The 16,733-nt window shown below is 71.8% G+C and carries 12 protein-coding genes and 1 tRNA gene; 11 read left to right on the forward strand and 2 right to left on the reverse strand.

The features are described 5' to 3' along the window. Positions 1 to 189: 189 nt before the first annotated feature. The 4 genes from gltB to ACIPKM_RS03350 all read left to right on the forward strand — a co-directional run bounded on the left by gltB (position 190) and on the right by ACIPKM_RS03350 (position 8,946). Positions 190 to 4,707, forward strand: a complete 4,518-nt coding sequence (gene gltB, locus ACIPKM_RS03335) for a glutamate synthase large subunit (protein WP_071296364.1) — start codon at positions 190 to 192, stop codon at positions 4,705 to 4,707. Further along, positions 4,700 to 6,157, forward strand: a complete 1,458-nt coding sequence (locus ACIPKM_RS03340; protein ID WP_092387017.1) for a glutamate synthase subunit beta — start codon at positions 4,700 to 4,702, stop codon at positions 6,155 to 6,157. The genes gltB and ACIPKM_RS03340 overlap by 8 nt, the downstream gene beginning before the upstream one ends. 140 nt (positions 6,158 to 6,297) lie before the next feature. Next, on the forward strand, positions 6,298 to 7,743 hold the full coding sequence (gene pyk / locus ACIPKM_RS03345; RefSeq protein ID WP_070416231.1) for a pyruvate kinase: 1,446 nt from the start codon (positions 6,298 to 6,300) through the stop codon (positions 7,741 to 7,743). Between the two features lie 123 nt (positions 7,744 to 7,866). Next, entirely contained in the window at positions 7,867 to 8,946 is a 1,080-nt protein-coding gene (locus ACIPKM_RS03350) for a VIT1/CCC1 transporter family protein (protein WP_071296287.1), read from the forward strand. A gap of 40 nt (positions 8,947 to 8,986) precedes the next feature. Here the strand turns inward: ACIPKM_RS03350 and ACIPKM_RS03355 are convergent, their stop codons facing one another. Beyond that, on the reverse strand, positions 8,987 to 9,526 hold the full coding sequence (locus tag ACIPKM_RS03355) for an HdeD family acid-resistance protein (protein WP_070416229.1): 540 nt from the start codon (positions 9,524 to 9,526) through the stop codon (positions 8,987 to 8,989). A 178-nt stretch (positions 9,527 to 9,704) separates the two neighbouring features. On the opposite strand from ACIPKM_RS03355, the gene ACIPKM_RS03360 reads away from it, so the two are divergent. From ACIPKM_RS03360 to ACIPKM_RS03370, 3 genes are read left to right on the forward strand one after another with little or no spacing between them, the layout of a single operon-like run. After that, positions 9,705 to 11,246 carry an aldehyde dehydrogenase family protein gene (locus tag ACIPKM_RS03360; protein ID WP_402736160.1) on the forward strand — a complete coding sequence of 514 codons (1,542 nt, stop codon included), beginning with the start codon at positions 9,705 to 9,707 and terminating at the stop codon, positions 11,244 to 11,246. Then, positions 11,246 to 11,701 carry a DUF779 domain-containing protein gene (locus ACIPKM_RS03365; RefSeq protein ID WP_402736161.1) on the forward strand — a complete coding sequence of 152 codons (456 nt, stop codon included), beginning with the start codon at positions 11,246 to 11,248 and terminating at the stop codon, positions 11,699 to 11,701. Before ACIPKM_RS03360 ends, ACIPKM_RS03365 begins: the two co-directional genes overlap by 1 nt. Positions 11,702 to 11,746: 45 nt before the next feature. Next, positions 11,747 to 12,922, forward strand: coding sequence for a GAF domain-containing protein (locus ACIPKM_RS03370; RefSeq protein ID WP_402736162.1), 1,176 nt, complete (start codon positions 11,747 to 11,749; stop codon positions 12,920 to 12,922). 86 nt (positions 12,923 to 13,008) lie between these two features. On the opposite strand, the gene ACIPKM_RS03375 is transcribed toward ACIPKM_RS03370, so the two are convergent. Further along, positions 13,009 to 13,548 (reverse strand): hypothetical protein, encoded by a 540-nt coding sequence (locus ACIPKM_RS03375; protein ID WP_402736163.1) that lies wholly within the window; start codon positions 13,546 to 13,548, stop codon positions 13,009 to 13,011. A 159-nt stretch (positions 13,549 to 13,707) separates the two neighbouring features. Between ACIPKM_RS03375 and ACIPKM_RS03380 the strand changes: the two genes are divergently transcribed. The 4 genes from ACIPKM_RS03380 (at position 13,708) to ACIPKM_RS03395 (ending at position 16,689) form a co-directional block, all read left to right on the forward strand. After that, the gene (locus ACIPKM_RS03380; RefSeq protein WP_070419053.1) at positions 13,708 to 14,391 is read left to right on the forward strand and encodes a response regulator transcription factor; all 684 of its coding nucleotides are present in this window, start codon (positions 13,708 to 13,710) and stop codon (positions 14,389 to 14,391) included. After that, positions 14,391 to 15,881, forward strand: coding sequence for an ATP-binding protein (locus ACIPKM_RS03385; RefSeq protein ID WP_402736164.1), 1,491 nt, complete (start codon positions 14,391 to 14,393; stop codon positions 15,879 to 15,881). Before ACIPKM_RS03380 ends, ACIPKM_RS03385 begins: the two co-directional genes overlap by 1 nt. 8 nt (positions 15,882 to 15,889) lie before the next feature. Then, positions 15,890 to 15,970 (forward strand) — tRNA-Leu (locus tag ACIPKM_RS03390). A gap of 113 nt (positions 15,971 to 16,083) precedes the next feature. Beyond that, on the forward strand, positions 16,084 to 16,689 hold the full coding sequence (locus ACIPKM_RS03395; protein WP_022905562.1) for an ANTAR domain-containing response regulator: 606 nt from the start codon (positions 16,084 to 16,086) through the stop codon (positions 16,687 to 16,689). Positions 16,690 to 16,733: the final 44 nt, after the last annotated feature.

Here is a 16,733-nt window from a genome sequence, read left to right on the forward strand (position 1 = left end):
GGCAACTCACTGACGGCGGGCACGGGCACCAGTTCCGCCCACGCGTCGCGGAACGCACCACCGGGCCACCGCTGTCCCTGTTCCACTTCCTCGTGAGGACGGTTCCCCATGGCGCTCCAGCCACCCCAGTCCCCGGCGGCACTCGTGCCGCCGCACCGTCGGTTCTCCGCGATCCCGGACGCCACCGGCATGTACGACCCGGCGAACGAGAAGGACGCGTGCGGCCTGGCGATGGTCGCGACGCTCCGCGGCACGGCCGGGCACGACATCGTCGACGCCGCCCTCGGTGCGCTGCGCAACCTCGAACACCGGGGCGCGGTCGGTTCGGACGCCGGGACCGGCGACGGCGCGGGCATCCTCTGCCAGGTGCCCGACGAGTTCTTCCGCGCCGAGGTGTCCTTCGACCTTCCCGCAGCGGGGGAGTACGCGGTCGGTACCGCGTACCTGCCCGTCGACGAGGACGACCGCCACGCGGTGAAGGGCGCCGTCGAGCGACTCGCGCGTGAAGAGGGCCTGCGCGTCCTCGGCTGGCGCGAGGTCCCCGTCCGACCCGAGGTCCTCGGCACCCTGGCCCGCGCGGCGATGCCCGCGTTCGAGCAGCTCTTCGTCGCCTCGATCCGGCACGACGTGCACGGTGCGTCGTGGAGCGGCGTCGCGCTCGACCGCCAGGCCTTCCGCCTCCGGAAGCGTGCCGAGCACGACACCGAGGTCTACTTCATGTCGCTGTCGAGCCGGACCATGGTGTACAAGGGCATGGTCACGACGCTCCAGCTCGAGCCGTTCTACCCGGACCTCAGCGACGAGCGCTTCGCGTCGAAGCTCGCGATCGTGCACTCCCGCTACTCCACGAACACGTTCCCCTCGTGGCCGCTCGCGCAGCCGTTCCGCACGCTCGCGCACAACGGTGAGATCAACACCGTCCGTGGCAACCGCAACTGGATGCGGGCCCGGCAGTCGCAGCTGCAGAGCGAACTGCTCGGCGACATGGCGCCCCTGCTGCCGATCGTCAGCCCGGGCGCCAGCGACTCGGCGTCCTTCGACGAGGTGCTCGAGCTCCTGACGCTCACCGGCCGGTCGCTGCCGCACGCGGTGTCGATGATGGTCCCTGAAGCGTGGGAGAACCAGGTCGGGATGGACCCCGAGCTCCGGGCGTTCTACGAGTACCACTCGATGCTCATGGAGCCGTGGGACGGCCCGGCAGCCATCACGTTCACCGACGGCACGCTCGTCGGCGCCACCCTCGACCGCAACGGCCTGCGCCCCGGTCGCTTCCTGGTGACCGACGACGGCCTGATCGTCATGGGCTCCGAGACGGGCGTCATCGACGTGCCGGCCGACAAGGTCGTGCGCAAGGGCCGGCTCCGTCCCGGCCGGATGTTCCTCGTCGACACCGAGGCCGGTCGCATCATCGAGGACGACGAGGTCAAGCGCGAGCTGGCCACGTCCGGCCCGTGGGGCGAGTGGCTCGACGGCGGCCGGATCAACCTCGGTGACCTGCCGGACCGCGAGCACATCGTGCACACGCCCGCTTCGGTGACCCGTCGCCAGCGCGCCTTCGGCTACACCGAGGAAGAGGTCCGCATCCTGCTGCGTCCGATGGCGCAGACCGGAGCGGAGCCGCTCGGGGCGATGGGCTCGGACACGCCGATCGCGGTGCTGTCCCAGCGTCCCCGGCTGCTCTTCGACTACTTCACCCAGCAGTTCGCCCAGGTGACGAACCCGCCGCTCGACTCGATCCGCGAGCAGGTCATCACCTCGATGGGCATGGGACTCGGGCCGGAGCGCAACCTCCTGAGCGCCGGCCCCGAGCACGCGAAGCAGATCACGCTCGACTTCCCCGTGATCGACAACGACGAGCTCGCCAAGATCCAGCACTTCGAGACCGAGTCCGGTCGCCACCTGACCGTGACGATCAAGGGCCTGTACCGCGTCGACGCCGGCAAGAAGGCCATGCAGAAGCGCATCGCCGCGGTCTGCGACGAGGTCGACGCGGCGATCGAGGCCGGCAAGCAGTTCATCGTGCTGTCCGACCGCGACGGCAACGCCGAACAGGCACCAGTGCCCAGCCTGTTGCTGCTCGCCGCCGTGCACCACCACCTCATCCGCACCGAGCAGCGCATGAAGGTCGGGCTCATCGTCGAGGCCGGTGACGTGCGCGAGGTCCACCACGTCGCGACCCTCATCGGCTACGGCGCGTCGGCCATCAACCCGTACCTCGCGATGGAGACCTGCGAGATCCTCGTCCGCCAGGGCATGATCAGCGGCATCACGCCGGAGCAGGCCGTCAAGAACGTGATCAAGGCGCTCGGCAAGGGCGTGCTGAAGATCATGTCGAAGATGGGCATCTCGACGGTGTCGAGCTACGCCGGCGCGCAGGCGTTCGAGGCCGTCGGGCTCAGCCAGGAGTTCGTCGACCGGTACTTCACCGGGACCTCGTCGATCCTCGGCGGCGTCGGCATCGAGGTCATCGCGAAGGAGAACGCCGAGCGGCACGCCCAGGCGTACCCGCAGGACGGCGCTGTCCTCTCGCACGAGCGCCTGCAGACCGGCGGCGAGTACCAGTGGCGTCGCGAAGGCCCGCCGCATCTCTTCAACCCGGACACCGTGTTCCGGCTGCAGCACGCGACGCGCTCCCGTCGCTACGACATCTTCCGCGAGTACTCGCAGGCGGTCGACGACCAGTCCGAGCAGCTGATGACGCTCCGCGGCCTCTTCCGCTTCGCGCAGGGTGCCCGCAAGCCGGTCCCGCTCGACGAGGTCGAGCCGATCGAGTCGATCGTCAAGCGGTTCAACACCGGTGCGATGTCCTACGGTTCCATCTCGAAGGAAGCCCACGAGACGCTCGCGATCGCGATGAACCGTCTCGGCGGCCGGTCGAACACGGGCGAGGGCGGCGAGGACGTCGACCGCCTGCTCGACCCCGAGCGTCGGAGCGCGATCAAGCAGGTCGCGTCCGGGCGGTTCGGCGTCACGAGCATGTACCTGACGCACGCGACCGACATCCAGCTGAAGATGGCGCAGGGTGCGAAGCCGGGCGAGGGCGGGCAGCTGCCCCCGACCAAGGTGTACCCGTGGGTGGCCCGCACCCGGCACGCGACCGCGGGTGTCGGCCTGATCTCGCCGCCGCCGCACCACGACATCTACTCGATCGAGGACCTCAAGCAGCTGATCTTCGACGTCAAGCGGGCGAACCCGTCCGCACGCGTCCACGTGAAGCTCGTGAGCCAGTCGGGCATCGGGGCCGTGGCCGCCGGTGTGACGAAGGCCCTCGCCGACGTCGTCCTGGTCTCCGGGCACGACGGTGGCACCGGTGCGTCGCCGCTGAACTCGCTCAAGCACGCGGGCACCCCGTGGGAGATCGGCCTCGCCGAGACGCAGCAGACGCTCATGCTCAACGGCATGCGCGACCGCGTCGTCGTCCAGGTCGACGGGCAGATGAAGACCGGCCGTGACGTCGTCGTGGCCGCGCTGCTCGGCGCCGAGGAGTACGGCTTCGCGACCGCGCCGCTCGTGGTCGAGGGCTGCATCCTCATGCGGGTGTGCCACCTCGACACGTGCCCGGTCGGCGTCGCGACCCAGAACCCCGAGCTCCGCAAGCGATTCAGCGGCAAGCCGGAGTTCGTCGTGAACTTCTTCGAGTTCATCGCGCAAGAGGTCCGCGAGCTCCTCGCCGAGCTCGGCTTCCGGTCCCTCGAAGAGGCGATCGGCCACGCCGACGCCCTCGACGTCGACCGCGCGGTCGAGCACTGGAAGGCGTCCGGCCTCGACCTCGAGCCCGTGCTCAAGGGACCGCGGTTCGACGCCGACGAGCCCCGCCGGCACCAGCGCGACCAGGACCACGAGCTGGAGCAGCACTTCGACGTGCAGCTCATCCAGCAGACGGCCGACGTCCTCGAGCACGGCGGGACGATCGCGCTCGACCTGCCGATCCGGAACACGGAGCGCGCGGTCGGCACGATGCTCGGCCACGAGGTCACGCTCCGCCACGGCGAGAACGGCCTGCCGTCGGGGTCGATCGACGTGACGTTGCGCGGTTCCGCCGGGCAGTCGCTCGGTGCGTTCCTGCCGGCGGGCATCACGCTCCGCCTGGTCGGGGACAGCAACGACTACGTCGGCAAGGGCCTGTCCGGCGGCGAGATCGTCGTGCGGCCCGACGCGGGCAGTGGCTTCGACCCCGCGCAGAACGTCATCGCCGGCAACGTCATCGGCTACGGCGCGACCCAGGGCAGCATGTTCATCCGCGGCATCGTGGGCGAACGCTTCCTGGTGCGCAACTCCGGTGCGACCGCCGTCGTCGAGGGCGTGGGGGACCACGCGCTCGAGTACATGACCGGTGGGCTCGCCCTGATCCTCGGCGAGACGGGTCGGAACCTCGGTGCCGGCATGTCCGGCGGGACCGCGTACGTCCGCGGCCTGCGGGAAGAGCACGTGAACACCGACTCGCTCGCGTCCGGTGAACTCCGGCTCGAGCCGCTCGACAGCGCCGACGTCGAGATCGTGAACGACCTGCTCGCGCGGCACGCTGCCGAGACCGGGTCGACCCTCGCGAGCGAACTGCTCGAGTCCGGTGACCTGAGCGACTTCGTCAAGGTGCTGCCGCGGGACTACGCGGCGGTGCTCGAGACCCGACAGCAGGCCGTCGACGAGGGCCTCGACCCGGACGGCGACGTCGTCTGGAACCGCATTCTGGAGGTGACCGGTGGCTGACCCCAAGGGATTCCTGAAGGTCCAGGAGCGCGAGCTCCCGGCCCGACGACCCGTACCCGTGCGGCTCATGGACTGGAAAGAGGTCTACGAGCAGCAGGAGTCCGGCGCGCTCAAGCGACAGGCCGGACGCTGCATGGACTGCGGCGTCCCGTTCTGCCACCAGGGGTGCCCGCTCGGCAACCTCATCCCCGAGTGGAACGACCTCACCTGGCGCGGCGAGGGCCGGCAGGCGATCGAGCGACTCCACGCGACGAACAACTTCCCGGAGTTCACGGGTCGGCTCTGCCCGGCACCGTGCGAGGCGTCCTGCGTGCTCGGCATCAACCAGCCGCCGGTGACGATCAAGCAGGTCGAGGTCTCGATCATCGACGAGGCGTTCCAGAACGGCTGGGTCACGCCCCACCCGCCGGAGCGCCTGACCGGCAAGACCGTCGCGGTCGTCGGGTCCGGTCCCGCCGGGCTCGCCGCCGCACAGCAGCTGACCCGCGCCGGCCACACCGTCGCGGTGTACGAGCGCGACGACCGCATCGGTGGTCTGCTCCGCTACGGCATCCCGGACTTCAAGATGGAGAAGCGTCAGATCGACGCGCGGCTCGCCCAGATGCAGGCCGAGGGCACCCGCTTCCGTGCGGGCGTCGAGATCGGGCGCGACATCACCTGGGACGACCTGAAGTCCCGGTACGACGCGGTCGTCGTCGCCACCGGCGCCACGGTCCCGCGCGACCTGCCGATCCCGGGGCGCGACCTCGCCGGCGTGCACTTCGCGATGGACTACCTCGTGCAGCAGAACAAGGCCAACGCCGGCACGACCGTCGACAACCAGGTCACGGCCGAGGGCAAGCACGTCGTCGTCATCGGCGGCGGCGACACCGGTGCGGACTGCATCGGGACCGCCCACCGGCAGGGTGCGCTCAGCGTGACGAACCTCGCGATCGGCAAGCAGCCGCCGCTGGAGCGTCCGTCCGAGCAGCCGTGGCCGATGTTCCCGACCGTGTTCGAGGTCACGAGCGCCCATGAAGAGGGCGGCGAACGCCACTACCTCGCGTCCACCGTCGAGTTCCTCGCGAACGAGGCCGGCGAGGTCCGGGCGCTCCGCGTCGCCGAGACCGAGTACCTCGACGGACGCCGTGTCCCGAAGGCCGGCAGCGAGCGTGAGATCCCCGCGGACCTCGTCCTCGTCGCCATGGGCTTCACCGGTCCCGAGACCGACACGCTGGCGCCGCAGCTCGGGCTGCCCGTGACGGTCTCCGGTGCCGTCGCCCGCCAGGCCGACTACACGACCAACGAGCCGGGCGTCTTCGTCGCGGGCGACGCCGGTCGTGGGCAGTCGCTCATCGTGTGGGCGATCGCCGAGGGCCGGGCCGCCGCCGCGAAGGTCGACGAGTACCTCGAGGGCTCGACGATCCTCCCGGCTCCGGTCAAGGCGACCGACCGGGCGATCTCGGTCTGACGATGGACGTCCACCCGATGCCCACCCAGCAGTGAGCGACAGGCCACCGGCACTCGATAGGGTGCTGGTGGCCTCGCTTCGTTCCGCGCGGCCCCACAGCGCGGAAACCCAAGCACCATCCACCACCACGAAGGAATCCATTGAGACGCGCAAAGATCGTTTCGACGCTCGGACCGGCAACGTCGGAGTACGAGACCGTCAAGGAGATCATCGAGGCAGGCGTCGACGTCGCCCGCCTCAACCTCAGCCACGGTGACTACAGCGTCCACGAGGCCAACTACGAGAACGTCCGTCGCGCCGCCGAGGAGCTCGGCAAGCCCGTCGCGATCCTCGTCGACCTGCAGGGTCCGAAGATCCGCCTCGCGAAGTTCGCCGACGGCCCGCACGACCTCGCGGTCGGCGACGTGTTCACCATCACCACCGAGGACGTCCCCGGCTCGAAGGAGATCTGCGGCACGACCTTCAAGGGCCTCCCGCAGGACGTCAAGCCCGGTGACCCGCTGCTCATCGACGACGGCCGGGTCCGCCTCCGCGTGCTCGACACCGACGGCGTGCGCGTCCGCACAGAGGTCGTCGTCGGCGGCACCGTGTCCAACAACAAGGGCATCAACCTGCCCGGCGTCGCCGTGAACGTCCCCGCGCTCAGCGAGAAGGACGAGGCGGACCTCCGCTGGGGCATCCGCCAGGGTGCCGACCTCATCGCGCTGTCGTTCGTGCGCAACGCCGCCGACGTCGAGCGTGCCCACGAGATCATGGACGAAGAGGGCAAGCGCCTCCCCGTGATCGCGAAGATCGAGAAGCCGCAGGCCGTCGACGCGCTCGAGGAGATCATCGACGCGTTCGACAGCATCATGGTCGCCCGCGGTGACCTCGGTGTGGAGCTCCCGCTCGAGGCCGTCCCGATCGTGCAGAAGCGCGCCGTCGAGCTCGCCCGCCGCATGGCGAAGCCGGTCATCGTCGCGACCCAGATGCTCGAGTCGATGATCTCGTCGCCGATCCCGACCCGCGCCGAGACCTCCGACGTCGCGAACGCCGTGCTCGACGGCGCGGACGCGGTCATGCTCTCGGGCGAGACCAGCGTCGGCGAGTACCCGGTGCAGACGGTCCGCACGATGGCCCGCATCGTCGAGTCCACCGAGGACCACGGCCTCGAGCGCATCGCGCCGCTCGGCACCAAGCCGCGCACCCTCGGCGGGGCGATCACGCTCGCCGCGGTCGAGATCGCGGAGTTCACCGAGGCCTCGTACCTCTGCGTGTTCACCGAGTCCGGCGACTCGGCCCGCCGTATGTCGCGTCTGCGCCACGGCCTGCCGATCATCGCGTTCACCCCGAACGAGGCGACGCGTCGCCGCATGGCCCTCACGTGGGGTGTCCGCTCGTTCCTCGTCGAGCGCAAGACCCACACCGACGAGCTCTTCTCGCAGGTGGACGACGTCCTCCTCGAGAACGGCCTCGCCGCCCCCGGGGACCGCGTCATCGTGACGGCCGGTTCCCCTCCCGGCATCGAGGGGTCGACGAACGACCTGCGCGTGCACCGCGTGGGCGACGCCCACGCCGAGGCCGCTCCGGCCTACGTGCGCGACTGACGTCGCGTCCCGACAGGGCGCGGACGGGAGGCACGGTGCGGCGACGCACGCAGCCTCCGGTCCGCGCCCTGTCGCGTTCCGCCCCGCGGCCGCCGCGACCACGCGGTCGCGCGAGCGGGCAGGATGGCCGGTGTGAGCCTCCAGTCCCGACCCACCGCCCAGCGCACCGACGTCCGACGCTGGCGCCGCTACCTGGCGGACGAACGGGCGGAAGCCGCCGTCTACCGGAACCTCGCCGCCCGGCGACACGGTGAGGAACGCGAGATCCTGTCCGCCCTGGCCGAGGCCGAGGGACGGCACGAGCAGCACTGGCTCGACCTGCTCGGCGACGACGTCGGGCGGCCGCAGCGCGGGAGCCTCCGCACCCGGGTGCTCGCGTCGCTGGCGAAGCGGTTCGGGTCGGTGTTCGTCCTCGCGCTCATGCAGCGCGCCGAGGACCGTTCGCCCTACGCCGACGACGCCGACGCGACCGCGAGCATGGCGGCCGACGAACGGATCCACGGCGAGGTCGTCCGCGGGCTCGCCAACCGCGGGCGGATGCGTCTGTCCGGCACCTTCCGTGCCGCGGTGTTCGGCGCGAACGACGGCCTCGTGTCGAACCTGGCGCTCATCATCGGCGTGAGCGCGTCCGGGGCGGACCGGCACTTCGTCCTCCTGAGCGGCATCGCGGGACTCCTCGCCGGCGCGCTGTCGATGGGGGCGGGGGAGTACGTCTCGGTGCGGTCGCAGCGCGAGCTCCTCACGGCATCGGCGCCGCACCCCGAAGCCGGCCGGGCCGTCGCGGACCTCGACGTGGACGCGAACGAGCTCGCCCTCGTGTACCGCGCTCGGGGCATGTCCGAGGCCGAGGCCCAGCAGCACGCCGACGACGTCCTCGGCGGAGCCGCGGTGACGGGCACGGCGCCGGTGGACGACCACGAGGCCATCGGCAACGGCATGAGCGCGGCGGTCTCGAGCTTCTGCTTCTTCGCGTCGGGGGCGATCATCCCGGTGCTCCCGTACCTGTTCGGCCTCGAGGGGTGGGCGGCGATCGCGGTCGCGGCGCTCCTCGTCGGGATCGCCCTGCTCGGCACGGGTGCGGTGGTCGGCGTGCTGAGCGGTGCGTCGCCGCTGCGTCGGGCGCTCCGGCAGCTCGCGATCGGGTTCGGTGCGGCAGCGGTCACCTACGGACTCGGACTGCTGTTCGGGACGGGCAGCGCGTAGCCCTCCGACGACCGACGAGGCCGCGTCCGGCCCACCCGGGCTAGCGACGGACGGCCGCGCGGGGCGGGAGCAGTAGCAGGGCCGCAGCGCCGACGACGATGAGCGCGATGCCCGAGAAGACCATGAACACGGTCAGCGCGAGCCCCGGCGCGACCAGCACGACCACGCCCCCGAGGATCGAGAGCACCCCGCTCACGATCGACGGGACCCGCGACGACCCCGGGTGTCCCACGAAGCCGCCGATCAACGACGCGATCCCCTCGACGATGAAGCCGACGCCGGCGAGCACCGCGTAGACGACGAGCGGGACGGCGGGGTCCAGCAGCGTCACGAGTCCGGCGACCCCGACCAGGCCGCCGACGACGCCGGAGGTCCAGCGCCACACCGGCGGCGTGCCGTGGCCCCGCACCGCGGCGAACACCCGCAGTGCGCCGGCCACGACGAGGTACACGCCGAACAGCAGCGCGACGACGACGAGCGACGGCCGCGGCCAGACGATCGCGACGATGCCGAGCGCGATGGCGACGACCGCGGTGACGATGACGAACACGCGGAACGTGCGGACGGCACGAGAGTCCACGAGCACTCCTCCCTGTCAGGTCTGCTCGGTCCGACGCTACCTCGGCCGGCAGCGGTCGGTTCGTCGCGCGGAGGGCGAAGCGCCGCGAAGAGGTGCAACCGGATGCAACCTGCGCCGTCGTAGCGTTCGGACAGGCGCGGACCCAGCGCCCCGACAGAGTCGTCGAAAGGTGTCCACCATGACCATCGCACCGTCACCATCCACCTACGCCGCACCCGGCGAGGAGGGGTCCCTCGTCTCGTACCGCTCCCGGTACGACCACTACATCGGCGGCGCGTACGTCCCGCCGGCCGGGGGACAGTACTTCGAGAACCCCACTCCCGTCACCGGCAAGGTCTTCACCGAGATCGCCCGCGGCGACTCCACGGACGTCGACCGTGCGGTCGAGGCCGCGTGGAAGGCGTTCCCGGCCTGGGGTCGGACGAGCGTCGCCGAACGCGCCGGCATCCTCAACAGGATCGCGGACCGGATGGAGCAGAACCTCGAGGCCCTGGCGGTCGCGGAGACGTGGGAGAACGGCAAGCCCATCCGCGAGACCATCGGCGCGGACATCCCGCTGGCGATCGACCACTTCCGATACTTCGCCGGGGCGATCCGCGCGCAGGAGGGCTCGACGGGGGAGATCGACCACGACACCGTGGCCTACCACTTCCACGAACCGCTCGGCGTCGTCGGGCAGATCATCCCGTGGAACTTCCCCATCCTGATGGCGGTGTGGAAGCTCGCCCCGGCACTGGCGGCGGGCAACTGCGTCGTCCTGAAGCCGGCCGAGCAGACGCCGGCGTCCATCCACGTGCTCATCGACCTGATCGGGGACCTGCTCCCGGCCGGTGTCCTCAACGTCGTGAACGGCTTCGGCATCGAGGTCGGTGCACCGCTCGCGCAGCACCCGGACATCCGCAAGGTCGCCTTCACGGGGGAGACGACCACGGGCCGGCTCATCATGCAGTACGCGTCGCAGAACCTCATCCCCGTGACGCTCGAACTCGGCGGCAAGAGCCCGAACGTCTTCTTCGCCGACGTCGCCCAGCAGCAGGACGCCTTCTACGACAAGGCACTCGAGGGCTTCGCGTTCTTCAACCTCAACCAGGGCGAGGTCTGCACCTGCCCGTCGCGGGCACTCGTGGCGAGGGAGATCTACGACGGCTTCGTCGCGGACGGCCTCGACCGGGTGCGCGCCGTCAAGCAGGGGCACCCGCTCGACCTGTCGACGATGATCGGCGCGCAGGCGTCGAACGACCAGCTCGAGAAGATCCTGAGCTACATCGACATCGGGAAGCAGGAGGGCGCGAAGCTCCTCATCGGTGGCGAGCGGGCGGACCTCGGCGGGGAGCTGTCCGGCGGGTACTACGTCACGCCGACGGTGTTCGAGGGGGACAACTCGATGCGGATCTTCCAGGAGGAGATCTTCGGCCCGGTCCTCGCGCTGACGAGCTTCAGCGGCTACGACGACGCGATCTCGATCGCCAACGACACGCTGTACGGCCTCGGCGCCGGGGTGTGGAGCCGCGAGGCCACCACGCTCTACCGCGCCGGCCGTGACATCCAGGCCGGGCGCGTGTGGGAGAACACCTACCACCAGTACCCCGCCGGAGCGGCGTTCGGCGGCTACAAGCAGTCCGGCATCGGACGGGAGAACCACAAGATGATGCTGGAGCACTACCAGCAGACGAAGAACCTGCTGGTGTCCTACGCCGAGGGCCCGATGGGCTTCTTCTGATGCCCGACACCGACGACCGGCCCGACACCGACGACCGGCCCGCCACCGCCCGCGTGGCGGTGACGCCGGCGGCGGGGGAGCTCCTGCGCTCCCTCGCCGCCCGGCACGGCCCGCTCATGTTCCACCAGTCGGGCGGGTGCTGCGACGGCTCCAGCCCGATGTGCTACCCCGTCGGCATGTTCACGACCGGCTCGGGCGACGTGCTCCTCGGCGCGCTCGAGGTCGACGGCATCGCGCCCGTCGAGGTGTACATGTCGCGGTCGCAGTTCGAGTACTGGAAGCACACCCACCTCACGATCGACGTCGTGGACGGTCGTGGCGCGGGCTTCTCGCTCGAGGTACCGGAGGGCAAGCGGTTCCTCACCCGCTCCCGGATGCTGGACGACGCCGAGCTCGCGGATCTCGGCCTGGTCAGCGCCGGCCCTGGCCCGAGCGGGGTGCCGGAAGTAGGCTGACCGCACCGATCGCGACGACGCGACGGGGACCGGACAGGAGGGCGCATGCGCGAACCGTCCGGTCTCCGCCCGCTCGTCGCCGCGTCCTGGCGTCGCTCCGCCCGCGTCGACCCCGAGACCGTGCCGACGCCCTCGATCGGCGAGGACGAACTCGACTCCCTGCGCCGCGCCGGTCCGCTCGCCACGGCGCTGCCGGTCGTCCGACGACTGCTGCTCGACGACGTCCGGTCGGCGGGGTGCGTCGTCGCCCTGGCGGACGCATCGGGTCGGCTCGTCTGGGTGGACGGCGCACGATCAGCCCGGCGCGCCGCGGAGGGCATGGGGTTCGTCCCCGGTGCCGACTGGGCGGAGGAACGCGCCGGGACGAGTGCTCCGGGGACCGCGCTCCGGCTCGGACAGGCCGTGCAGATCCACGCCGAGGAGCACTACGCGACGGCCGTGAAGGGGTTCTCCTGCACGGCGGTCCCGCTCCGCGACGCCGCGGGCACGGTGGTCGGCGCGCTCGACATCACGGGCGACGACCGCGCCGTCGAACGCCACACGCTCCCGCTCCTGACGGCGACGGCCGCGGCGGCCGAGGCCGAACTCGCACTGGCGGCGCTCTCGGCCCGGACCGCACACCGTCCGGCGGCGGCCCCGTCCGTCGAGCTCACCCTGCTCGGGTCCGACACCGCGACGCTGCACGCCGGGTCGCGGTCGGTCGCGCTGTCGGAGCGGCACTCGGAGATCCTCGCGGTGCTCGCCGCGAACCCGCAGGGACTGGCCGCCGCGGACCTCGCGGTCGCCGTCTACGGCGACCCGCGCGCCGTCCAGACGCTGCGGGCCGAGGTGGTGCGGCTCCGCCGTGTCCTCGCCGACCACGCGCTCGACGCGCGCCTGACGTCCAGGCCGTACCGCCTGGAGGGGATCCGGACCGACGTCGAGACGGTCCTGTCCGCGCTCGACCGCGGGGCGCGCCTCCAGGCCGTCGACCGGTACACCGGACCGGTCCTGCCGGGGTCCGCGTCGCCCGGGGTCGACGACCTGCGTGACCGCGTCCGGTCCCGGTTCCGTGAGTCGCTCCTCCAGGACGGCGGGGTGGACGCGCTGCAGGCGTGGGCACGCACCGCGGACGGCGCGGCGGACGAGCAGGTGCTGCGGGCGCTGCTTGCGGCGTTGCCGCGTCGGTCGCCGCGGCGGGCGGGCGTGGTGGCGGCGATCGAGGCGATCGAGCGTCCCTGAGCGGACGGCTCCGCCGGCTCGGGAGGCACGGCACACGTCGGTCCGTCGGCCGACGGCGCGCGCCTCCCGCGGCGGGTGCGGGGCGGTCAGGACCCGGTCGTCGGCTCCGGTGTCGAGGTGGCGCCCGCGTCGGGTGCGGCCGGCGGGGTCGGTGCCTCGCCGTCCTTCGGCGGGGTCGGAACCTTCCCGTCCTTCGGCGGCTTCGGTGCCGTTCCGTCCTTCGGCGGGGTGGGTGCCGTGCCGTCCTTCGGGGGCTTGGGTGCCTTCCCGTCCTTCGGCGGGGTCGGAGCCGTGCCGTCCTTCGGCGGGGTCGGCGCCTTCCCGTCGGCGAGCGGGCCGGCGACGCAGCCGGGGGCGGTGCCCGTCGAGTCGCCCTTCCCGGCGGGCCCGGCGGCGGGTCCGTCCGTGGGCGCGACGGTCGGTGCGCCGCTCGGTACTCCGGACGGGGCTCCGGTTGCCGATGCGCTCGGCGTGGCGGGGGCGGCCACTGCTGCGCTCGGCGTGGCGGGGGCGGCCACTGCTGCGCTCACCCCGATCCCGCCGAGGACCAGCACGGCCGCCGCCGCGGATCCGATCCCGACCGCGCGGAGGGTCCGGCGACGCTTCGTGCCCTGTTCGTTCTCCATGGTGTTCTCCTGTTCATCCGTCGGTCGACCGGGTCGGTCCGCCGACGAGGACGACGCTCGGGTTCGAATCTGAAGCAGGACTGAAGCATTCGTGGAGCACAGGGTTTCTCCAGGCCGTTCCATGCTCCGTGCTGGCGGAGCCGACCTACGGTGTCCGCCGTGACCGCACCCGCCCGCATCCTGGTCGTCGAGGACGACGACTCCCTCCGCACCGCCGTCGTGACGACCCTCCGCGCCGAGGGGTTCTCCGTCGCCGAGGTCACGGACGGCCGTTCCATCGCCGCCGACCTCGACCGCACCGCGCCGGACCTCGTCCTGCTCGACTGGATGCTCCCCGGGCCGAGCGGCATCCTGCTCGCCGCCCGCATCCGGGCCCGGTCGGACGCCGCCGTCGTGATGACCACCGCGCGGGACGAGCTCGACGACCGACTGCGCGGGTTCGCCGAGGGTGCGGACGACTACGTCGTGAAGCCGTTCGCGATGGCGGAGCTCGTCGCCCGGGTGACGGCGGTGCTCCGGCGCCGAGGACGGGTGCCGTCCGTGATCGAGGTGGGCGACCTCGTGCTCGACCCCGACGGCTCCACGGTCCGCCGCGCCGGCGTGCTGCTCGACCTGACCGCGACCGAGTTCCGACTCCTCCGGTTCCTCGCCGAGAGCCGCGGACGGACGGTGTCGAAGGGGCAGATCACGACCCAGGTCTGGGGCTACGAGGACATCGCACCCAACCTGGTCGAGGTGCACCTCAGCGCACTGCGGCGGAAGATGGAGGCGCACGGGCCGCGGCTCGTGCACACCGTCCGGGGCCTCGGGTACCGGCTCGCGGTGGACCGGGGTGCGGCGTGATGCGCGACGGACGCCTGCGGACCACCTCGCTCCGGCTGCGGACCGTGGTCGCGATCCTCGTGCTCCTCGCGGTCCTGCTGACGGCCCTCGTCGTCGCGGTCGAGGCCGTCCTCGGCGCCCGACTGACCGCGCAGGTCGAGGACCGCCTGCGTGACCGGGCGTCCGCTGCGGCCGCGCTCGTCGGGGTGCTCGACGCGAGCGACCTCGCCGACCGGTTGTCGGCGCAAGGGCTCTCCGTGCGGATCGTCGAACCCGACGGCGCCGCGGTCGAGGCCGGCCCCAGCCCCGAGCAGTTGCGGAAGGGGCCACCCGACCCGACGGGCCTGCCCGGACCGGCGGCCCGGTCCTCGGCGGCTCCGTCGACCACCGGCTCGTCCGACAGTGCCGGCGCCACCATCACGTCGTCGTCGGTGCACGAGGACGACGGCGTGCTGACCCTCCGCTCGGAGCTCGAGGACGGCACCCGCATCACGCTGACCGCCGGCACGCGCGACGTGCAGGAGACCCTGGCGCAGCTCGGCTGGGTGATGGGCGGTGCGTCCGCCGCCTTCCTCGGCGTCGCCGTCGTGGGTGTCGTGCTCGTCGTCCGACGCTCGCTGCGCCCGCTCGACGAGATGACCGCCGCGGCCCGGTCCATCACCGCGGGGGACCGCGGACGCCGACTCCGGCCGTCCCGCACCGACACGGAGATCGGCCGGGTGGCGCTCGCCCTCGACGAGATGCTCGACGCGGTCGAGGGTGCGGAGGCGCAGGCCGTCGCCGCCGAGGAACGGGTCCGCGCGTTCCTGTCGGACGCCGCCCACGAGCTGCGGACCCCGGTCGCCGGTGTCCGGGCCGCGGCGGACACCCTCGTGCGCAACGGCCCGGACGACCCGGAGACGAACGAGCTGCTCGCGGTACACGTCGTGCGGCAGGCCGACCGGGCGGCTCGGCTCGTCGACGACATGCTGACGATGGCGCGGCTGGACCGGGGGATCGCCCTCGACCGGCGCCGGACGGACCTCGTCGACTGGCTCGACACCGAGGCCGAGCGGCTCCGCATCCGGCTGCCCGGCGTGGAGCTGCGCGTCGAGGTTCCCGAGCACCCGGTCGACGCCAACGTGGACCCGGACCGGCTCGCCCAGGTCCTCGGCAACCTGGTCGACAACGCCGCGAGGGCCACCGGGGGCACCGGCACGGTCCGGCTCGCGCTCAGCAATGGACCGGGCGGCATGCTGCTCCGTGTCGAGGACGACGGCCCCGGGATCCCGGCAGCCGACCGCGAGCGCGTGTTCGACCGACTCGTCCGGCTCGAGGACGCTCGGGACACCCGCTCCGGCGGCGCCGGCCTCGGGCTGCCGATAGCGCGCGGGATCGCCGTCGCGCACGGCGGTTCGCTCGCGCACGGGGGCGACGGAGAACTCGGCGGCGCGGTGTTCGACGTGCGCCTGCCCGCGAGCGCGACGGTGCCGGCCGGTGCACGTCCGCGAGCGGGCGTCCTGCTAGCCTGATGCCCTACGCGAGTGTGGTGGAATGGTAGACACGGGGCACTCAAAATGCTCTGCTTCACGGCGTGCGGGTTCGAGTCCCGCCACTCGTACAACGCGGCTCACGGCGTGCGGGACAGTCCCGGTACCGCAGCCCCGCCGCTCGTACAACGCAGGACTCTCCGCCTGACGAACGCGACTTCCTGCGTCTAGTAGGCTTCCGGGTGTGAGTGACACAGAAGCAACTGCAACAGCACCCCGTCGCGTCGTCGTCGCCGAGGACGAGTCGCTCATCCGCCTCGACATCGTCGAGATCCTCCGCGACAACGGGTTCGACGTCGTCGGCGAAGCGGGTGACGGCGAGACCGCCGTGCAGCTCGCGACCGACCTCCGTCCCGACCTCGTCGTGATGGACGTCAAGATGCCGCAGCTCGACGGCATCTCCGCCGCCGAGAAGCTCTCGAAGAACCACATCGCCCCCGTGGTTCTCCTCACGGCGTTCAGCCAGAAGGACCTCGTCGAGCGTGCGACCGAGGCCGGCGCCCTCGCCTACGTCGTCAAGCCGTTCACGCCGAACGACCTCCTGCCCGCGATCGAGATCGCCCTCTCGCGGCACCAGCAGATCATCACGCTCGAGGCCGAGGTCGCCGACCTCGTCGAGCGCTTCGAGACCCGCAAGCTCGTCGACCGCGCCAAGGGCCTGCTCAACGAGAAGATGGGCCTCACCGAGCCCGAGGCGTTCCGCTGGATCCAGAAGGCCTCGATGGACCGCCGCCTGACCATGCACGACGTCGCCAAGGCGATCATCGAGCAGCTCAGCGCCAAGAAGTAGCGACCCGAGCGCGCACCAGGCCGACCACCTGGCAGGGTGGAGCC

The organism is Curtobacterium sp. NPDC086286, from assembly GCF_044746255.1.
Lineage (GTDB): Bacteria > Actinomycetota > Actinomycetes > Actinomycetales > Microbacteriaceae > Curtobacterium.